Raw genomic sequence first — 15,419 nt, 5'->3', positions numbered from 1 at the left:
CGCCGCCTCCCGGCGGATCGTCGAAGGATGAGCACGAATCAACGACCGTCGGTCGACCGCCCGTCCCTGGACATCGGGTTCCTCGAGCGGAAACCCCGCGTGGGGATGACGCTGACCTTGATTCTGCTCGTCGTGGTCGGTGTGGTCGGGGGCAGCGCCGTCGGGCTGGTTCTGAGCCGCATGGTCGCGTGGCTGCTCGGGTCGTTCATCGGCGGCTCGTGAGCTGGGTCCGCGGCGCACCCGGTCGCTAGTAGGTCGGTCCCGTCTCCTGGCTGTGCGCGTGCTGCTCGTCGACCGCGGCGCCGTGCGGCGCCTTCCGGTCGACCTGCCTGAGCACCAGCTTGCGGACCTCGTCGTACCAGAGCACGGTCGAGCCGAGCGCCACGCACGCGGCCCAGTGGGCCGGGTCCAGCGAGCCTGTTCCGAAGGCGACCTGGAGGAAGGGCACCTCCACGACCGCGACCTGGAGCACCACCCCGAGTGCGATCGCGCCCCAGAGCCAGGGGTTGGCGAAGAGCCCGCGGAAGGCGCTCGTCGTCTCCGACCGGGCGTTGAGGGAGTTGAACAGCTGCGCGAGCACGAGCGTGGTGAAGCCGGCCGTCCGAGCCACCTCCAGCGTGTCCTCGCCCTCCACCAGACCGCCGGGCAGGAACAGGTCGATCGCGAAGAGCGTCGAGACGGCCATGACCAGTCCCATGGTCACGATCCCCCGCCACATGCGTGCGTCGATCGCCCGGTCGGTCGGGCGGCGGGGCGCTCGTGCCATCACGTCGTCGACCTCGGGGTCGATGCCCATCGCCAGCGCGGGCGTGGAGTCGGTGATCAGGTTGATCCACAGGATCTGGGTCGCGAGCAGCGGCAGCACCAGCGTGGACCCGTCGGCGGCGTCGTCGAGGCCGATGACTGCGGCCAGCACGACCCCCAGGAAGACGGTCAGCACCTCGCCCATGTTGGAGGAGAGCAGGTACCGCAGGAACTTCTTGATGTTGTCGAAGATGACCCGGCCCTGACGCACGGCCGCGACGATCGTGGCGAAGTTGTCGTCGGCCAGGATCATCCGCGCGGCCTCCTTGGTGACCTCGGTGCCGGTGATGCCCATCGCGACGCCGATGTCCGCCGACTTCAGGGCGGGAGCGTCGTTGACGCCGTCGCCGGTCATCGACACGATCTGGCCGTCGGACTGCAGAGCGTCGACCAGCCTGAGCTTGTGCTGGGGCGCCACCCGGGCATAGACCGAGACCTGACGGGTCAGCGCGAGGAGCTCCTCGTCGTCGAGCGCGTCCAGCTCCGCGCCGGTCGCCGCGCGACCTCCCGGCGCGATGATGCCGAGGTCCTCGGCGATGCGGGTGGCGGTGGCCGGGTGGTCACCGGTGATCATGATGACGCGGATGCCCGCTCGATGGGCCTCCGCGATGGCGTCGCCCACCTCCGCCCGGGCCGGGTCGATGATCCCGACGACCCCCACCCACACCAGGTCCTGCTCCCACGTCTCGTCCAGCCCCCCGTCGTCGGGGTCGGTCGCGGACGCCTCGACGTCGCTGCGCCAGGCGACACCCAGGGTGCGGTAGGCGTCGGCGGAGAGCGCCTCGACCTGGGCGAGCCAGCGGGCCCTGGCCTCGTCGGTCAGGGGCGCCGTCTCGCGACCGACCTGCTCCCTGCTGCACCGAGCGAGGAGGACGTCGGGCGCACCCTTGCTGAGCACGACGCTGGTGCCGTCGGCCCTGTCGCGATCCAGCGTCGACATCATCTTGCGCTCGGAGGTGAACGGGAGCTCCGCCCTCCGTGCGAACCTGCCCATCCACTCGGTCGTCCCCTCGAGCTTGCGGGCCGCGACGAGGAACGCGGCCTCGGTGGGGTCGCCCACGATCTCCCACTGGCCGGCTCGCTCGGTGAGCTGGGCATCGTTGGCCAGGGAGCCGGCGCCGAGCACCAGCCGCGCCTCGTGCAGCTGGGCGCCCACGAGCGGGCCGTCGTCTGCGCGCACCTGGCCGTCGGGGCGGTAGCCCACCCCGCTGACCTGCGCCGCGCCGGACGCCGTGACGATCCGTTGGATCGTCATCTCGTTCCGGGTCAGGGTGCCGGTCTTGTCGGTGCAGATGACCGACGCGGATCCGAGCGCCTCCACCGAGCTGAGCTTCTTGACCACCGCGTTGCGCTTGGCCATCCGCTGCACGCCGATGGCCAGCACGACCGACAGGATGGCGGGGAGCCCCTCGGGGACCGCCGCGACGGCGAGCGAGACGCCGAGCAGGAGCACGACCACCAGCTCGCTCGGTTCGGTGACGCCGCCGACCAGGATGATGGTGAGCATCACGGCGATCGCGATCCCCACGACCCCGATCCCGAGCATCCGGCTGATGTTCGCCACTTCTCGCTGCAGGGGAGTGGGCTCCTCCACGGTGGCGTCGAGCATCTCCGCGATCGCCCCGATCTCGCTGTCCATGCCGATGCCGGTGACGACCGCCCGTCCGGTGCCCTGAACCACGGCGGTCCCCTTGTAGACCATGTCGGACCGGTCGCCCAGGGGCACCTGGGAGGCGAGGGTCTGCGGATCCTTGGTGACGGCCTCGCTCTCCCCGGTCAGCGAGGCCTCCTGGATCCGCAGCGAGCTCGCGCTCAGCAGGCGGGCGTCCGCTCCCACCGCGGCCCCCTCGTCGAGGGCGAGCACATCCCCGCGCACCAGGTCGGCGGACGGGACGGTGCGCAGTCGCCCGTCGCGCAGGACCGTGGACGTCGCGGCTGTCATGGTGCCCAGCGCGGCCACGGCCTCCTCCGCCCGGGACTCCTGGGTGTATCCGAGCGCGGCGTTGAGCACGACGATGGCCGCGATGACGAGGGCGTCCACGGGTGTGCCGGAGGCCCCTTCGACGATCCAGGCGACGACGGAGATGAGGACGGCCGCCATCAGCAGGTAGATCAGCGGATCCTGGAACTGCGCGAGGATCCTGCGCCAGCGCGGCACCCGGGCGGCGGCGCGCAGCTCGTTGGGACCGTCGACGGCCAGCCGACGGGCTGCCTCCTGCTCGGAGAGCCCGCGGGCCGGGTCCACGCCCAGTTCGCGCGCGACCACCTCGGCGTCGAGCTGGGACGGGTCGGACGGAAGTCCCGGAGTAGACGGATCGAGAACCATGGCGTTCCTCCCGAGATACGCCGCGCTCTCGACGCGGCCATGCCTCGACGCTAGCGTCGAGGTGCATGGAGCAACCCCACGCCAGCGACAGCACCGTCAGCGGACGCCCTCTCGACACTGCGCAGCTCCGACGCCTCGACGCGTGGTGGCGGGCGGCGAACTACCTGTCGGTGGGGCAGATCTACCTGATGGACAACCCGCTGCTCCGCGAGCCGTTGCGGCCCGAGCACGTGAAGCCGCGGCTGCTCGGGCACTGGGGCACCACCCCCGGCCTCAACTTCGTCTACGCGCACCTCAACCGGGCGATCACCGCGCGCCACCTGGACATGATGTACGTCATCGGGCCCGGCCACGGAGGGCCCGGTCTGGTGGCCTCGGGCTGGCTGGAGGGGACCTACGGGGAGGTCTATCCGGACGTGGGCCAGGACCTGGCCGGGATGCGCCGGCTCTTCCAACAGTTCTCCTTCCCCGGCGGGATCCCGAGTCACGTGGCGCCGGAGACGCCCGGGTCGATCCACGAGGGCGGGGAGCTGGGCTACTCGCTCTCCCACGCCTACGGCGCGGCGTTCGACAACCCCGAGCTGGTGGTCGCCGCCGTCGTGGGGGACGGGGAGGCCGAGACAGGGCCGCTGGCCGCGAGCTGGCACTCCAACAAGTTCGTGGACCCACGACGCGACGGCGCCGTGCTCCCGATCCTGCACCTCAACGGCTACAAGATCGCCAATCCGACCGTGCTGGCCCGCATCAGCGAGGACGAGCTGACCTCCCTGATGCGCGGGTACGGCCACGTCCCCTACCTGGTCGAGGGATCCGAGCCCGAAGAGATGCACCAGCGCTTCGCTGCCACCCTGGACCGCTGCCTGGACGAGATCGGGGAGATCCAGGACGAGGCACGGTCCGCTCGCGACGAGCCGGTGCCCCGTCGGCCGTGGCCGATGATCGTGCTGCGCTCCCCGAAGGGGTGGACCGGGCCGGCGGAGGTCGACGGCCACCGGGTCGAGGGCTCCTGGCGCTCCCACCAGGTGCCGTTCGCGCGAGCCCGGGAGGACGACTCGCACCGCGCCGTCCTCGAGCAGTGGATGCGCAGCTACCGGCCCGAGGAGCTGTTCACCGAGGACGGGGCTCCGGTCCCCGAGATCGCCGACCTGCACCCGCCGGGGGAACGGCGGATGAGCGCGAACCGGCACACGAACGGCGGGCTGCTGCTCCGCGACCTGAGGATGCCCGACTTCCGGGAGTACGGCGTGCAGGTGGCGGCACCGGGCACGGGCGCGGTCGAGGCCACCAAGGTGCTGGGTGGGTTCCTGCGCGACGTGATGGCCGCCAACATGGACCGGTTCCGCCTCTTCTCCCCGGACGAGAACAACTCCAACCGCCTCCAGGACGTGCTCGAGGTGACCTCCCGCACCTGGAACGCCGAGCTCCTGCCGGACGACGACGCCCTGGCCCTCGACGGGCGGGTGATGGAGATCCTCTCCGAGCACACGTGCGAGGGATGGCTGGAGGGATACCTGCTCACCGGGCGCCACGGGCTCTTCTCGTGCTACGAGGCGTTCATCCACGTCGTGGACTCGATGTTCAACCAGCACGCGAAGTGGCTGAAGGTGACCAACGACCTCGCCTGGCGCCGGCCGATCGCCTCCCTCAACTACCTGCTCACCTCCCACGTGTGGCGACAGGACCACAACGGGTTCTCCCACCAGGACCCGGGCTTCGTCGACCACGTGGTCAACAAGAAGTCGGACGTCATCCGCGTCTACTTCCCCCCGGACGCCAACACCCTGCTCTCGGTGACCGACCACTGCCTGCGGAGCCGTCAGTACGTGAACGTGATCGTCGCCGGCAAGCAGCCGGCGCTGCAGTACCTCACGATGGACGAGGCGGTCGTGCACTGCACCAAGGGCATCGGCATCTGGGAGTGGGCGGGCACCCACTCCACCGATGAGCCGGACGTGGTGATCGGCTGCGCGGGCGACGTGCCCACGATGGAGGCGCTCGCCGCGGTCCAGCTGCTCCGGGGCTTCTTCCCCGACCTCGCCATCAGGTTCGTCAACGTCGTGGACCTGATGCGTCTCCAGGACGAGCGCGAGCACTCCCACGGTCTCTCCGACACCGCGTTCGACTCCCTCTTCACCAAGGACAAGCCGGTCATCTTCGCTTTTCACGGGTATCCCACGCTCATCCACCGCCTCACCTACCGGCGGCACAACCACCGGAACCTGCACGTCCGCGGCTACAAGGAGGAGGGCACCACGACCACGCCGTTCGACATGACCGTCCTCAACCAGGTCGACCGCTTCAACCTGGCGATGGACGTGATCGATCGGGTTCCTCGTCTCCAGGCCGTGGGGGGACCGGTCCGCGAGCTCCTCAGGAACAAGCTGGTCGAGCATCGGATCCACATCCGCACCCACGGCGAGGACCTGCCCGAGATCCAGGGCTGGCAGTGGCAGCCGGGCCCCGGCCCGCACGCCGTCACCCCGGATCCCGCACGTACCGCACCAGAGGGCTGAGCACGTGCGGGTCCTGGTCGTCAACGCCGGCTCGAGCAGCCTGAAGCTCTCCGTCCGGGACGGGGGCGACGAGGTCGCGGCCACCACGGTGGAGCGTTGGGCGGGGGAGGGGCACGTGGAGCCGATCCGGGCTTTCCTTGAGCAGAGTCCGACCCCTGAGCGGGTGGGTCACCGCGTCGTCCACGGGGGACCCCGCTTCAGCGAGCCCGTGCTCGTCGACGAGGGCGTGCTCGACTACCTCGACTCGATCACCACCTTGGCGCCGCTGCACAATCCGCGAGCGACCGCCGCGATCCGCGAGGTCGGGAAGCTGCTTCCGGCCACGCCAGCCGTCGTCTGCTTCGACACGGCGTTCCACGCGACGCTGCCGCGGGCGGCCAGCACCTATGCCCTGCCGAGGGAGTGGAACGAGCGGTGGCAGCTGCGGCGCTACGGGTTCCACGGCCTGAGTCACGCCTACGCCGTGCGCCGCGGCGCGGAGCTCGTGGGGCAGGAGCTCGGCGCGATGCGCGTCGTCTCCTGCCATCTCGGTGCGGGTGCGTCCCTGGCGGCGGTGCGCGAGGGACGCTCGGTCGACACGACCATGGGGTTCACTCCGCTGGCAGGCCTGGTGATGGTGACCCGCTCCGGATCGGTCGACCCCGGCATGGTGCTCTGGCTCCTCCAGAACGGCGACATGACCCCGGAGCACCTGCGCGACGTGCTCGAGCACCAGTCGGGGATGAAGGGACTCTCCGGAACGACCGGGGACCTCCGCGACGTCCTGAGCGCGCGCGCGGCGGGAGACCGGGACGCCGGGCTGGCCTACGAGGTCTTCATCCACCACCTCCGCCGCGAGATCGGCGCGATGGTCTCCAGCGCCGGCGGCCTGGACCTCCTGGTGGTGACCGGTGGGATCGGGGAGCACTCCGAGGAGGTGCGCAGTGACATGGCCGCCGGTCTCGCTCACCTCGGAGTCGAGATCGATGCCGAGGTGAACGCCGCCGCTCGGGGCGACGTCGACATCAGCGCGTCCACGGCGAGCGCGTGCACGGTCGTGGTGAAGGCTTCCGAGGAGTCCGAGATCGCCAGGCAGACGGCCCAGCTCGACGCCGGCTGAGCGCGCGACCGTGGGCGCCCTAGTTGTCCGCAGGCTCCTGCGAGGCGGGTCGTGCGGCGTCCTCATCGCGGTCGCGGAAGTGCCGGTAGCTGTAGCCGATCATCGCCAGGGCGATGAGGCCGGAGCTGATCAGCGTGGCGCCGGTTCCCCAGCCGCCGAGCAGCCACCACGTGTCGGCGACTGGCCACCACGGCGGAGCCGAGCGGCCGACTCCCCAGAAGAGACCGAGCCCGATGAGCACGCAGGCCCCCAGCACCGAGGCCAGAATGCGTGGCCACGTCCTGACACTGTCGGCAGCGGAGCGGAGCGCCGCATGCTTGACGGGGGCGAGGCGGCGTTCTGCCCACTCGTACTGGGTGGCCAGGATGGCCATTCCCGCGAAGAGGGCCAGCAGGCCGGGGCCGGGGAGCACCAGCGCCGCGAGACCGACGACTACGAGGAGCCAGCCGACTGCCTGGAGGAGGACATGCTTGACGGTGCTCGTGGCGCTCACGGCCGTCCTTCGTCGAGGGTCGTCGTCATCTGGCGAGTGAGTCTAGCCTCGCCGACGGGAGGCTGCGCCGGGAATGACCTCAACCTCCCGCTGGGGGCGCGGGGGCCCCGGCCGGCGGTCGTCGGCAGCGGGTCTCACGCCTGCTCGGGTGCCTGGCGAGCGACGCCGAACGCGTGGAGGACCAGGCCGAGGATCACCCAGGCGGCGAGGGTGAGGCCCGCGGTCAGTCCGCCCGCCCCGCCGAAGTAGGCGCTTGAGCGCACCAGGGTTCCGGCTGCGCCGGGCGGGAGGATCTGGCCGAAGGTGCCCAGGCCCGAGGGCAGCCAGGCGCCGGTGGTGGCGATGCCGGCCAGCGGGTTGCCGAGGAACATCATGGTCATCGCGCCGATGGTGAAGCCCTTGCCGCCGAAGGCCTGCTGGACTCCGCTGAGCAGGAAGGCCAGGGCTGCGATGCCCAGTGCCATGGCGCCGGCGACCGGCCAGAACGCGGACTCGATGCTGCCGAACCAGAAGCGCAGGACGCCGGAGACGATCAGGCCGCCCGCGGCGGAGAAGGCGAGGAGGCCGGCGAGCCTCCAGGTGTGGCGGCGGGGGAAGAGCTTGCGGAAGGCGACCGCCGGGACGATGCCCCCGAAGACGAGCGGGAACGCGAGGCCGCCGATGCCGATGCCGGTGGGGTCGGACTCAGGCAGCGCCACGACGTCGTCGGTGCTGACCTCGGCGTCGAAGGCTTGGCCGAGGCTCTGGGCGGTGGCGGAGACGGAGGAGGAGATGGCGGCCGAGCCCGCGCTCGCGACGACGGCGTGGACCTCGTCGGTGTCGACGACGAAGCCGCCGACGACCTCTCGGTCCCGGACGGCGTCGACGAGCGCCTGCTCGGAGTCGAAGTGCTCGAGCTGGTAGGCCTCGGGTGCTGCGGTGGACAGGGTCTGCTCCACCTCCGCGACCGCTGCGGCGGAGCCCACCACGCCGACCGGCAGGTCGTGTGCTCCGCTCTTGAGCGAGGGGAGGATGAAGAGGGCGAGCAGGATCACCAGGATGGCACCGAGCCCCGCCGTCATGCCGAGGACGGCCACCAGGGGCGGAGGGGTGCGGCGGGCCGGGGTGCTGGTCTCCGTCGCGGGGCTCCCGGGTGCGGGGAGGGTCGAGTGTGTGGGGGTCATGGTGTTCCTCTGCCGATCAAACGACGCGGAGGCATTCCCTCCACTTATGTGGAAGATAATCCTCCGGTTAGGCTCGCAGAACCAAATTGACGGCACGGCCCATCCAGCCCGGGAGGCACAGGTGCGATCCGATGCAGCCAAGCGCCGGACGGAGATCGTCCGGGCGGCCAGGAGGCTCTTCGCCGCGGAGGGCAACGACGTCGCGCTGGAGGCCGTCGCCGACGCCGCCGGTGTCGGGATCGCCACGCTCTACCGGAACTTCGGGTCGAGGGCGGCCCTGGCGGACGAGGTCGCCCAGGCGATCCTTCTCGACATGCGCGCCGCCGCGGACGAGGCGATGGCAGGGATGGCGACCGACCCGGGCCGGATGTGGTGCGACTTCGTGGGCAGGCTCGTCGGCCTGGACCTCGGTGCTCTCGCGGCGGCCTTGGGGGAGTACCTGACCCACGCTCTCTCCACTCCCGTGCGGGAGGCCCAGGAGGAGACCCTGGCCCGGGTGGAGGAGCTGCTGACGGCCGCACGGCGGGCCGGCCTGGTCCGCGACGACCTCGGAGCCCTCGAGCTCGTGCTTGCCGTGGGGCTGATCACCCGTCCTCTGCCGGAGGCCATCCGGGGTGCGGCGCCGGACCTGGTGCCGAGGCTGGTCGCCACCCTGCTCGCCGGGATGGCGCCGGGACCGCGACCTGAGTGGCTACCTCCTTCTGGTGAGGGGGAGTGAGGGCCGGTGCCGGGTTCTCGCCTGGGGCGGCGGGTCAGCGCACGCGGAGAGTGCGACTGGCGCGGGTGGTGCCACCCTCGCCCTCGGCGGTGACCGTGATCGTGACGGCGCCCTTCTTGAGCCGCGGCAGCGTGATGCTGCCACCGTGCTTCGGGAGCCTGTCGCGGAGCAGCCTCTTGGTGCCCTGACGGACGACGACCTTGACCGACTCGGCGTCGATGGCTGCGACGGCAACCGAGGTGCCGGCCGCCCGGGCGACCCTCTTGGCAGCCGCGATGGTCACCCTGGGCTCGGGGCGGGCGGGATCGGTGGTCTGGGGGGTACCTGGCTGGGTCGGGGTGGCGGTGACGGTGACCGTCGGCTGTGCGGTCGGGCCGGCGGTCACGGTGGCCGTCGGCTGCGCCGTCGGGCTGGCAGTCACCGTGACCGCCGGCGGGCCGGGCAGCGTGCTGGGCGTACGGCCCAGCATCGTGGCGAACAGGTCGGTCTGGTCGATCACGCCGGTGACGTTCGCCGCCTGGGGGCCGGACGCGGCCACCCGGATCTGCGAGCCGGTGTGGTTGGAGCCACCCAGCGACGTCGAGTAGGCGACCATGAGCGGGTCGCCGTCGGCGCTCTGGAGGGTCGCGGTCTGACGACCGTCGTTGACGCTGCCGACGATCTGCGTGGAGTGGGCGTGGTCGCCGGTGACGATGATCAGCGTGTCGGGGTGGGTCTTCTGGTAGTCCAGCGCCACCTTGACCGTGTCGTCGAGCATCTCCAGGTCTCCGATGGCGCCGCAGATGTCCATCGCGTGCTCCTGCTTGTCGATCATCGCGCTCTCGGCCTGCAGGAAGAACCCGTCGGGGTTGTCGAGAAGCTCGATGGCCTTCTGCGTCATCGTGGCGAGATCCGGCTGGGTGCCGCGATCGGCCGGCTGGCAGCGCGTGGTCGGCGAGCCCGCGCCGGGGGCTGGCGTGGCGACGAGCGGCTGGTACTTCGGGGTCATGTTGCCGTGGGCGAACAGGCCGAGGACCGGGCCGTCGGCCAGGGAGGTGACGGCGTCGAGCTCGGTGGCGTTCGCGACGTGGCGATAGCCCTGCTGATCGCGGGCATAGTCCAGAACGGTGCCCGAGCCGTTCTCGAGGGTCTGGCTGTAGCGGGCCAGGCCGCCGCCGAGGAGCACGTCGACCTGGTTGTCCACGAGCTGCTCGGCCACCGAACCCTTGCCGCCCGCGGATTTCCGGGCGCTGGGACAGACGGCCATGTTGGCGGGGCCCTGGCAGGCGCGCTGGTTGATGTGGGCCGCGGCTGCGGCGGGGGTGGCGTCGGTGATCTCGGACGTGGAGACGTTGCCGGTGCGCTTGCCTGCCGCCTTGAACTTCTCCAGCACCGTCTCGTAGTCGGTGCCCGGGATCTCGTTGGCGCTCGAGGGCCCCTGGGAGAGGCGGCCGTCCACGGTCTTCTTCCCTGTCGACCAGCCGCTGGCGGTCGGGGCGGAGTCGGAGACGTACGCGATCGGATAGTCCGGGCCGGGGCCCACCTTGAGGCCGTGGGTGGTCATCGCGCCCGTGAAGGGGAGCTCGTCGAGGGCGAACCGGCCGGCTGCTCCCTTGGAGTAGTTGCGGGCGGCGGTGATCATCGAGTCGTCCATGCCGTCGCCGATGATGAGGATCACGCTCTTGGGCTTGGCGGGGTCGATCTCCCCCGCGAGGTCAGCGGAGCGGTCCGGGGAGAACCCCAGGGGGACGGCGGTGGCCGCGGTGACGCCGAGGGCGACGACGGCGACGGCACCCCCCGTCATCGCAGCGAGCGAGATGCGCTTCACGAGCGTGTCCTTTCGTCGAGTGATTGCGCATGAAGGCTCGGGCAATCGAGGGACGTAGGCATGGACAGCAGGCGTCGGGCAGGTGACGATCAGGAAGAGAACCGGGACGTGCCCACGGAGTCGACCGGAGCGGCGGCATTCTCGACGCCAGCCTCCTCGGAGACCCGCAGTGGCGTGCCCTCGACGGCGAGCGTGTTCTCCTCGAGCCTGATGCCGCGTCCCGCCTCGACCGCGATCCCGTTTCCTGCCCCGGCGAGGCGGTTGCGGGCGATGAGCACGTCGGTGGCGACGCCGGCACCCCGGCCGTCCGCACCTCCGTCCTCCGTCACCGTGATGGCCCAGAACTCCGCACCGGTGCCGGTCACCGTGTTGTCACGGACCACCGTGCCGGGTGCGTTGCGCAGCTCGATCCCCACCGCGGAGCGGCTGCCTCCGACGACCTCGTTGGCATCGATCAGGGTGTCGGGGGTCCCCAGGATGACGAGCACCCCCTGGGTGTTGCCGACGAGCGTGTTGTCGTGGATCCAGTTCCCCTCCCCGCTCGCGTCGTGCCGGTTCTGCTCGCCTCCCGAGTTGCCCAGTGCCACGGCAGCGGCACCGACCTCGGTGACCGTGTTGCCACGGATCTCATTGAGGTACTCGCCCTCGCCGTGCAGGTCGATCGCGTCCAGCACACCCCCGTCGATGGTGTTGTCGGCGATCAGGTTGTTGTGCGTGGGGAACTGCAGCAGGATGCCGTGGCGCAGGTGTCTGCCGTCCAGGTGGTTGTCCACCACCACGTTGTGCCGTGAGTCGTCGCTGGCTTCGGGGTCACGCTGGTCCGCCATGCCCTCGACCGCGATCCCGTAGCCGGACCCGCCGGGGCCGACGCTGGTGGCGTCAGCGACCCGGCAGCCGGTCACGGTCACCTCACGGCTGGCCTTGACCGTGATGCCGTGGCGCTGGAACAGCTCCACGGCGACGTCCTCGACGAGGATCCGCCCACTGCCCTCCCCGATCTGCACGCCGTACATCGGCCCACCTCCCGGGCCTCCCACCTCAGGGTCGCTGCCGAGCTCCCCGACGTGCTCGGAGCTGATGGTGAGACCGGCGACGGCCGCGTTGTGCACGCCCATGGCGCGCACCACCGCACTGTCCTCCTCCCCGTCGAACGACGTGCGGAGCACGGTGGCACCTGGCCCGGCCCCACGCAGCTGCACGTCATCGGGGAGGAGCAGGTTCGCCTCCTCGTCGTCGGGGTGGCTCGAGCGCAGGTCGAAGACCCCGGCGGGGAGGACGACCTCGTCGCCCGACTCCGCCGTGGCCAACGCTTCCCGGATAGCGGGAGCGTCATCCCCGGTGCCGGACTCCGGGTCGGCCCCCAGGGCGGTGACGTCGCGAGATGTTCCGGTCGGCGGGTCTGGCACCGGGACCTCGACGGGTGTCCCGTCGGGGGCTACCAAGCCGGCTCTGGAGCCGATCTGAGAGCTGGAGGTCCCCTCGGGCGCCGAGCGTGGCGCTGCGGAACCGTCCCCCGTGCAGGCGCTCAGGGAGAGCGCGAGCAGCCAGAGGACGATCCCGCAGCGCCGACGGGTCGGCACCCGCCGGCACCCGAGGTCCGCCTGCTACCTCCTCCCCTTCTTCTTCACCCGGATCACCAGCGTCCGAGTGGCTCGCTTCGAGACTTCCGAGCCGAGGTAGACGAGCTTGACCTGGCGCACGCCCGCCTTGAGCCGGGAGATCCGCACCCGTGCGAAGCCGCGGCGGTTGAGGGTGTCGCGTCCGATCACGACTCCGCTCTTCTTCACCTCGACCTTCCCGGTGGCCGGTTCCCCTCCCGAGACCACCTGGAACGTGATGAGTGCCCGGCTCTTCGGGGTCACCGGCTTCGGGCGCACGGTCGGCTTCTTGATCACCGAGGGCTTCTTGGTGCTCGGCGGCGTGGTCGGGGGAGTGGTCGGGGGCGTAGGCGTGGTCGTGATGTCGCCGATCCCCACCGTCTGTCGCAGGGGGAGGTCCTCGGAGGATCCGCCGACGTAGACCGTGAAGTTCCCCTTGGGCGTCGTCCACTCTCCGTCCGCCCACCGCGCGAGGTCGTCGGGATCCTCGGGCACGAAGTAGGAGAACGGGTGGTTGGAGGCGCTGGCGTCCAGGACCACCGAGACGCGCCTGCTCTCGCCGGGTTGGAGCTGGACCTTCTCGAACTCGACCAGGCGGTTGAAGTTCTCGCGGGCCTCACGAGGCAGCCTCAGGTAGACCTGAGAGGCCTCCTGGCCGGCGACTTTGCCGGTGTTGGTCACGGTGTAGCTGACCCGCAGACCGGTCTGCTTCCCGTCCTGGCGGACCTTGTCCACGTCGAGCTTGCTGTAGTCGAAGGTCGTGTAGGACAGGCCATAGCCGAACGGGAACAGCGGTTTGGTGTTGGTCGCCTGGTACCAGCGATAGCCCATCTTCATGCCTTCGGTGTAGCGGACGACCCGCTGCGGCGCTCCGGGGATCGGGTCGCGACCGATGCCACCGGGAACCCCCGTGTCCTCCTCGTAGCCCGGGTACTGCTCCTGGGTCTGGTAGGCGGCCTCACGGTCGGTCCGACCGAAGGTCACCGGGAGCTTGCCGGAGAAGTTCGTGACCCCGAAGAGCGCATCGGCCACGACATTGCCGTCCTCCTGTCCCGGGTACCACGCCTCGACCATGGTGTTGACCTTGTTGATCCAGGGCATGTTCACCTGCCCCTGAGTCTTCAGCACCATGATCGTGTTCGGCACCGCGTCGAGCATGCGCGGGATCAGCTCCTGCTGGTTGGTGCCCTGCACGGTGGGCAGGTCCAGGTCGGGGATCTCCTTGCCGGCCCCCGAGACGTTGCCACCGGGGTTCTCGTCCTGGTAGTTGCTGTTCTTGTCCCACGTCTCGCGGGCGACGTCACCGACCATCAGGATGGTCACGTCGGACCTCTCCGCCAGATCGATGGCGGCGCCGATGTTGTTGGCGTTGTTGTAGGTGACCGTGGCGTCTGCGGCGCCGAGCTGGCGCAGCGTGTTCTCCAGGCCCTCCTTGGGGGTGACCTCGTACGGCGCGTTGACGGAGATGAAGCGCGTCCGGTCACCGCTGCGTGGCGGCAGGGTCGCCTGGCCGGCGAACCACCTCGGGCCGATCAGCGCCACCGAGTCGATCGCTCCGGCGTTGAGCGGCAGCTGCTTGCGCTCGTTGCGCAGCAGCACGAGGCTCTCGGAGGCGGCATCCTTGGCGACGTCGGCGTGGGGACCGCCCTGCGCCAGCTCCTCCTTCAGCTGGTCCCAGCCGAACGACGTGGCCGGGTCGTCGAAGTCGCCGAACTCGAACATCTTGATGTAGCGCTCGCGGAGCATGTTGTCGATGTCGGCCTCAGTGATCTCGCCGGCGTTGATCGCGGCCTTCACCAGAGCCGGCTGGTACCACTCCGGCTCCTCGTCGACCTCGACGTCGGTGCCGGCGAGGATCGACGGCACCGTGCTCTGCTGGGCGCGCCGATCGGAGAAGACGTAGCCGTCGAAGCCCCAGTCCTGGCGAAGAGTCTGCTGCAGCAGGGGCTTGCTGTCGCAGTTGTAGCTGAAGTTGACGTAGCCGTAGGCACACATGATGGAAGCGACGTTGGCGTCCTTGACGGCCATCTCGAACGGCAGCAGGTAGAGCTCGTGCATCGCCCGGGAGGGCACCCGGATCGCCGCGGTCCACCGCTCGAACTGGAACTCGGAGTCGTTGGCGACGAAGTGCTTGGCCGTCGCCTGGCTCACCCTGCGCTCCTGGATGCCGCTGATGATCTTCGACGCGAGAGCCCCCGTCAGGTACGGGTCCTCGCTGAAGAACTCGTTGTTGCGGCCGCCGTAGGGGGTGCGGATCAGGTTCAGGACAGGTCCCCACAGCACCTGGTGGGCCCAGGCACGCAGCTCGAAGTCGAGCACCTCGCCCCAACGCTTGCCCAGCGGGCGGTCGAACGTCGCCGCCGAGGAGATCTGGGCGGGCAGTGCGGTCGCGGTCGGCTCCGGGAGGCAGTCGCCGCCCCGGATGCCGGTGCCGCCGTTGGCCATCCGGAAGTCGGGGATGGCCAGTTCCGGGATGCCCTCGATGTGGCGGCCGATCTGCGTGAAGTCGCAGCCCTTGCCGTTGCCGTCGGTCCCGTCGTCGAGGTCCTCGTTGTAGACCGGGCGATTGAAGATCTGCTCGAGCTTCTGGTCGAGGGTCATCGCGCCGATCAGGAGCTCAGTTCGCTCCTCCGGCGAGAGGCTGGTGTTCATCCACGGGAGTTCGTCCTGCGCCGTGGCCGACTGCTGGATTCCAAGCATGGCCCCGGCGGTCGTGACCACGAGGGCGAGCGCGGAGAGTGCGCTGATGAGTGGCTTTTTCATGAGCTACGTCCCCATTCAGAGGTATGACGTGAATCACTCAGCATGCGCCTCGTCCGAGGGGACAACAAGGACGGCGTCACGGCGTCCGGAGCACTCTGGGTGAGACCACGGCTGACCGCAGGAGAACCCACCGAA

The 15,419-nt window shown here is 70.2% G+C and carries 10 protein-coding genes; 4 read left to right on the top strand and 6 right to left on the bottom strand.

Annotated features, from left to right (window positions below; all coding sequences use genetic code 11):
- Nucleotides 1-27 precede the first annotated feature (27 nt).
- Nucleotides 28-222: a hypothetical protein gene (locus AC3X7R_RS14855; protein WP_489966439.1), complete on the top strand. Its 195-nt coding sequence runs from the start codon at nucleotides 28-30 to the stop codon at nucleotides 220-222.
- 25 nt (nucleotides 223-247) lie between these two features.
- Here AC3X7R_RS14855 and AC3X7R_RS14850 read toward each other — a convergent pair whose 3' ends face one another.
- Nucleotides 248-3,130 (bottom strand): cation-translocating P-type ATPase, encoded by a 2,883-nt coding sequence (locus AC3X7R_RS14850; protein ID WP_489966438.1) that lies wholly within the window; start codon nucleotides 3,128-3,130, stop codon nucleotides 248-250.
- 65 nt (nucleotides 3,131-3,195) lie between these two features.
- Between AC3X7R_RS14850 and AC3X7R_RS14845 the strand changes: the two genes are divergently transcribed.
- Together AC3X7R_RS14845 and AC3X7R_RS14840 are read left to right on the top strand one after the other, a co-directional pair.
- On the top strand, nucleotides 3,196-5,643 hold the full coding sequence (locus tag AC3X7R_RS14845) for a phosphoketolase family protein (protein WP_489966437.1): 2,448 nt from the start codon (nucleotides 3,196-3,198) through the stop codon (nucleotides 5,641-5,643).
- A gap of 4 nt (nucleotides 5,644-5,647) precedes the next feature.
- Nucleotides 5,648-6,742: an acetate/propionate family kinase gene (locus AC3X7R_RS14840; protein WP_489966436.1), complete on the top strand. Its 1,095-nt coding sequence runs from the start codon at nucleotides 5,648-5,650 to the stop codon at nucleotides 6,740-6,742.
- Nucleotides 6,743-6,761: 19 nt separating this feature from the next.
- On the opposite strand, the gene AC3X7R_RS14835 is transcribed toward AC3X7R_RS14840, so the two are convergent.
- Both AC3X7R_RS14835 and AC3X7R_RS14830 read right to left on the bottom strand, forming a co-directional pair.
- Complete coding sequence (locus tag AC3X7R_RS14835; protein WP_489966435.1) at nucleotides 6,762-7,235, bottom strand: PGPGW domain-containing protein; 474 nt, start codon at nucleotides 7,233-7,235, stop codon at nucleotides 6,762-6,764.
- A 134-nt stretch (nucleotides 7,236-7,369) separates the two neighbouring features.
- A complete protein-coding gene (locus AC3X7R_RS14830) occupies nucleotides 7,370-8,398 on the bottom strand; it encodes a hypothetical protein (protein ID WP_489966434.1) in 1,029 nt (342 codons plus the stop codon).
- A gap of 121 nt (nucleotides 8,399-8,519) precedes the next feature.
- On the opposite strand from AC3X7R_RS14830, the gene AC3X7R_RS14825 reads away from it, so the two are divergent.
- The gene (locus tag AC3X7R_RS14825; protein ID WP_489966433.1) at nucleotides 8,520-9,116 is read left to right on the top strand and encodes a TetR/AcrR family transcriptional regulator; all 597 of its coding nucleotides are present in this window, start codon (nucleotides 8,520-8,522) and stop codon (nucleotides 9,114-9,116) included.
- A gap of 34 nt (nucleotides 9,117-9,150) precedes the next feature.
- Here AC3X7R_RS14825 and AC3X7R_RS14820 read toward each other — a convergent pair whose 3' ends face one another.
- The 3 genes from AC3X7R_RS14820 to AC3X7R_RS14810 all read right to left on the bottom strand — a co-directional run bounded on the left by AC3X7R_RS14820 (nucleotide 9,151) and on the right by AC3X7R_RS14810 (nucleotide 15,284).
- Nucleotides 9,151-10,923 carry an alkaline phosphatase gene (locus AC3X7R_RS14820; protein ID WP_489966432.1) on the bottom strand — a complete coding sequence of 591 codons (1,773 nt, stop codon included), beginning with the start codon at nucleotides 10,921-10,923 and terminating at the stop codon, nucleotides 9,151-9,153.
- An 89-nt stretch (nucleotides 10,924-11,012) separates the two neighbouring features.
- The gene (locus AC3X7R_RS14815) at nucleotides 11,013-12,329 is read right to left on the bottom strand and encodes a right-handed parallel beta-helix repeat-containing protein (RefSeq protein ID WP_489966431.1); all 1,317 of its coding nucleotides are present in this window, start codon (nucleotides 12,327-12,329) and stop codon (nucleotides 11,013-11,015) included.
- A 198-nt stretch (nucleotides 12,330-12,527) separates the two neighbouring features.
- Entirely contained in the window at nucleotides 12,528-15,284 is a 2,757-nt protein-coding gene (locus AC3X7R_RS14810; protein ID WP_489966430.1) for a beta-glucosidase family protein, read from the bottom strand.
- Between the last annotated feature and the right edge of the window lie 135 nt (nucleotides 15,285-15,419).

This window comes from Nocardioides sp. Z22_16, from assembly GCF_058134365.1.
The sequence above is the reverse complement of the archived record's forward strand: the minus strand, read 5'-3'. Positions and strand labels throughout refer to the sequence as shown.